Source organism: Ferrovibrio sp. (genome assembly GCF_029255545.1).
Taxonomy (GTDB): Bacteria; Pseudomonadota; Alphaproteobacteria; order Ferrovibrionales; family Ferrovibrionaceae; genus Ferrovibrio.
This window is the reverse complement of record NZ_JANLJJ010000098.1, coordinates 13,314-16,801: the sequence shown is the minus strand read 5'-3', so window position 1 is coordinate 16,801 and position 3,488 is coordinate 13,314. Positions and strand designations below refer to the sequence as shown.

Below are 3,488 nucleotides of genomic sequence, written 5' to 3'. Positions count from 1 at the left end.
CTCGGCCGCGGCGGCATGGTGACCAAGATCGTAGCCGCCAAGATCGCCGTCGGCGCCGGCTGCGCCATGGTGATCGCCAACGGCAAGAAAATGCATCCGGTGCAGAGCGTTCGCGACAATGGCATCTGCACCTGGTTCGAGGCTGAAGGCACGCCGGCCGCCGCGCGCAAGCAGTGGATTGCCGGCCATCTCAATCCGCAGGGCACGCTGATCCTGGATGCCGGCGCGGTGAAGGCTTTGCGCTCCGGCCGCTCGCTGCTGCCGGCCGGCGTGACCAGGGTGGATGGCAGGTTCCAGCGCGGTGACCTGGTGCGCGTCTGCGACGTGGACGGCAACGAGATCGCCGTGGGCCTGAGCGCCTATGCCGACGAGGATGCGCGCCGCATCATGGGACACAAATCCGGCGACATTGTCGAGATTCTCGGTTACGGTGGCCGCGACGAGATGATCCATCGCGACGAACTGGTGCTGCGATGACTGCGCATACCGCCATTGCCGATACGGCGACATTGATGAACGAGATGGGCCGCGCCGCCAAAAGCGCCGCCGCCATCCTCGCCACTGCATCGACCGAACAGAAAAATGCCGCCCTGCGCGAAGCGGCAAAAGCCATCGTCGCCAGTGAAACCGCCATCCTCGCCGCCAATGCCGAAGACATGGCCGCCGGCCGCGAGAAAGGCCTGACGCCTGCGCTGCTCGATCGCCTGATGCTGGATGCCAGACGCATCAAGGCAATTGCCCAGGGCCTGGAGGATGTGGCGACCCTGTCCGATCCGGTTGGCGCCGTGATGGCGACATGGACGCGGCCCAATGGCCTGAAATTCGAACGCGTGCGCACGCCTTTGGGCGTGATCGGCGTGATCTTCGAGAGCCGCCCGAACGTGACCGCCGATGCCGGCGCCTTGTGCCTGAAGGCGGGCAACGCCTGCATCCTGCGCGGCGGCTCGGAAAGCTTCCGCTCCAGCCGTGCGATCCATGCCGCCCTGGTGGCCGGCCTGAAAGCCGCCGGCCTGCCCGAAGCCGCGATCCAGCTGGTGCCCACCACCGACCGCGCCATGGTCGGCGCCATGCTGGCGGCGGCGCAGTGGCTGGACGTGATCGTGCCGCGCGGCGGCAAGTCGCTGGTGGCCCGCGTGCAGACGGAAAGCCGCGTGCCGGTCTTTGCCCATCTGGAAGGTAATTGCCACGTCTATGTCGAGACCAGCGCCGACGCCGCCATGGCCGAGAGCATCGTGCTGAATGCCAAGCTGCGCCGCACCGGCGTCTGCGGCGCGGCCGAGACCCTGCTGGTGGAACGCGCGGCCAGCGCCACGCATCTGCCGCGGCTGGTGAAGGCCCTGCTGGAGCGTGGCTGCGAGGTGCGCGGCGATGCCGAGACGCAGGTGATCGATGCCCGCGTGAAGCCGGCCACGGAAGCAGACTGGGCCACCGAATATCTGGATGCCATCATCGCCGTGAAGGTGGTGGCCGGCCTGGACGAGGCGATTGCCCATATCTCCAGCCATGGCTCGAGCCACACGGAAGCCATCCTCACCGAGAATGTCGACCATGCCGCGCAGTTCATGAACCGGCTGGACAGCGCCATCCTGCTGCATAACGCCTCGACCCAGTTCGCCGATGGCGGCGAGTTCGGCTTCGGCGCCGAGATCGGCATCGCCACCGGCAAAATGCATGCGCGCGGCCCGGTCGGCGTCGAGCAGCTCACCACGTTCAAATACCGCGTTCACGGCAACGGCCAGATCAGGCCCTGACAGAGTGCGCCGGAGCAGCCGCCCCGTATGATCCCGCCCCCCGGCTCTCCGCTTGGCCTGCGCATTGGTCTGCTTGGCGGCTCGTTCAATCCGGCCCATGCGGCGCATCGCGAAATCAGCCTGACCGCCCTGCACCGCCTGAAGCTCGACCAGGTCTGGTGGCTGGTCAGCCCGCAGAATCCGCTGAAAAGCCGCAGTGGCATGGCGCCGCTCGACGCGCGCCTGGCCGAGGCCAGAAAGGTGGCGGCGCATCCACGCATCCTGGTCACCGATGTCGAAAGCCGGCTCGGCACGCGCTACACGGCCGATACGCTGGCCGCCCTGCGCCGGCATTACCCGCAGACGCGGTTTGTCTGGCTGATGGGCGCCGACAACCTGGCGCAGTTCCATCGCTGGCAGGACTGGCAGGGCATCGCCCGCATGATGCCGATCGCCGTGCTCGACCGACCGGGCTTCAACCTGACCGGACCGCAGAATCCGGCCGGACAATGGCTGTCGCGTTATCGCGTTGCCCGCCATGATGCGGCGGCGCTGGCCGGCAAAGCCGCGCCGGCTTTCCTGTTGCTGAAATCCAAGCTCAATCCGCTCAGCGCCACGGCGATCCGCCTGAGCAAAAAAACCATAACTGGCCGGAGGACAACGCCATGAACAGCTATCTGGTTGCCTATGATTACGGAACAGGCGGCCTGTGGGCCATCCTGAATGCCCCAAGCCGGGAGAGCATCACCGGGAAATTTCCCGGCCTGCAGATTCTTGAACAGCGCCCGGACTCCATGAGCGCCGAGGAGTACAGCCGCCTGCAGGCGCGCGAGACCTATGACCTGGACGGCCCGCTGCCGAAATGGCTGGCCGATCTGGCGCGATAGCCTCCGGCAGTCAGGCCTGCCGCAGATACAGCTTGTTGATGCCGGTCAGCAGTCTGTGCACCGGCTGATACAGGATCAGGAAATCGTCCCAGTCCTGATGTAATATCCTGGCGATCTCCGCCAGGCTGCGCCGGCCATCAATCAGCGCGACGATTTCGGCCGCGCGCGGCGGCGCGGCGAATACCAGGCGCTCATTCTGGAAACTGATCGCCAGTTCGCCGCGTTTCTGTAATGTCTCGGCCAGCGCCTTCGGCGGCACGCCGTTCAGCCAGGGCGCCAGATCGGGCGCCGGCCGGGCCACGGCCTGCTGCGCCCGCGCCGCCGGCACGGCGTATATTACATGGGTCTTGATTGCGCCGCTCAACCGCTCGGCCAGCGCCGCCTGCTCCAGCGGCGGCAGGGCGGCGGCGCGCTCACGCAGCGCGGCATCCTTCAGATAACTGAGCGGATCGTAACGGCAGGGTTCGATGAAAGCGGCAATGCTCAACCCCGCGCCGGCGATGAAACCGGCCAGTTCCGGCACGGTATAGGCGCGATCCTGCGCATGCAGCAGCAGGTCGTAGAATTCCGCATCGCCCAGCTTGTGGTCGCCAAGGAAGGGATTGCGCCGGAATTCATTGGTCTCGGGCAGTTCGGCCAGCAGGGTTTTCGCCAGGCTGAGTTTCTCGCCCGGCGACAGGTCGCCGGTCAGTTGCCGCAACGCGGCCTGCAGCGGATAGACCCCGGCGCGACCATAGCTGCCATAGACCATCAGCCCCATGCCGCCATCCGGCGCCAGCGCCTGTTTCAGCACGGCCAGGCCGGCATCCGGATCGGGCAGGTGATGCAGAACGCCGCAGCAATCGATGTAGTCATACGGCCCGGGCGCCAG

Annotated in this window: 5 protein-coding genes; 4 read left to right on the top strand and 1 reads right to left on the bottom strand. The window is 66.6% G+C overall.

The genetic code is table 11. The features are described from left to right. The 4 genes from Q1J79_RS19275 to Q1J79_RS19260 form a co-directional block, all read left to right on the top strand. Positions 1-477, top strand: a 477-nt coding sequence (locus Q1J79_RS19275; RefSeq protein WP_367183028.1) for a glutamate 5-kinase, incomplete at its 5' end; no start/stop codon positions are given. Then, positions 474-1,751, top strand: a complete 1,278-nt coding sequence (locus Q1J79_RS19270) for a glutamate-5-semialdehyde dehydrogenase (protein WP_300303746.1) — start codon at positions 474-476, stop codon at positions 1,749-1,751. The genes Q1J79_RS19275 and Q1J79_RS19270, both read left to right, overlap by 4 nt. Positions 1,752-1,778: 27 nt before the next feature. Continuing rightward, positions 1,779-2,399 (top strand): nicotinate-nucleotide adenylyltransferase, encoded by a 621-nt coding sequence (locus Q1J79_RS19265; RefSeq protein ID WP_300303743.1) that lies wholly within the window; start codon positions 1,779-1,781, stop codon positions 2,397-2,399. Continuing rightward, entirely contained in the window at positions 2,396-2,617 is a 222-nt protein-coding gene (locus tag Q1J79_RS19260; RefSeq protein ID WP_300303740.1) for a hypothetical protein, read from the top strand. The genes Q1J79_RS19265 and Q1J79_RS19260 overlap by 4 nt, the downstream gene beginning before the upstream one ends. 10 nt (positions 2,618-2,627) lie before the next feature. On the opposite strand, the gene Q1J79_RS19255 is transcribed toward Q1J79_RS19260, so the two are convergent. Further along, positions 2,628-3,488: methyltransferase (locus Q1J79_RS19255; RefSeq protein WP_300303737.1), on the bottom strand; the 861-nt coding region annotated here is incomplete at its 5' end.

Bases quoted from the DNA above. Each gene is read 5' to 3' on its own strand.
- Q1J79_RS19270 (WP_300303746.1), top strand. From the start codon at position 474: ATGACTGCGCATACCGCCATTGCCGATACGGCGACATTGATGAACGAG.
- Q1J79_RS19265 (WP_300303743.1), top strand. From the start codon at position 1,779: ATGATCCCGCCCCCCGGCTCTCCGCTTGGCCTGCGCATTGGTCTGCTT.
- Q1J79_RS19260 (WP_300303740.1), top strand. From the start codon at position 2,396: ATGAACAGCTATCTGGTTGCCTATGATTACGGAACAGGCGGCCTGTGG.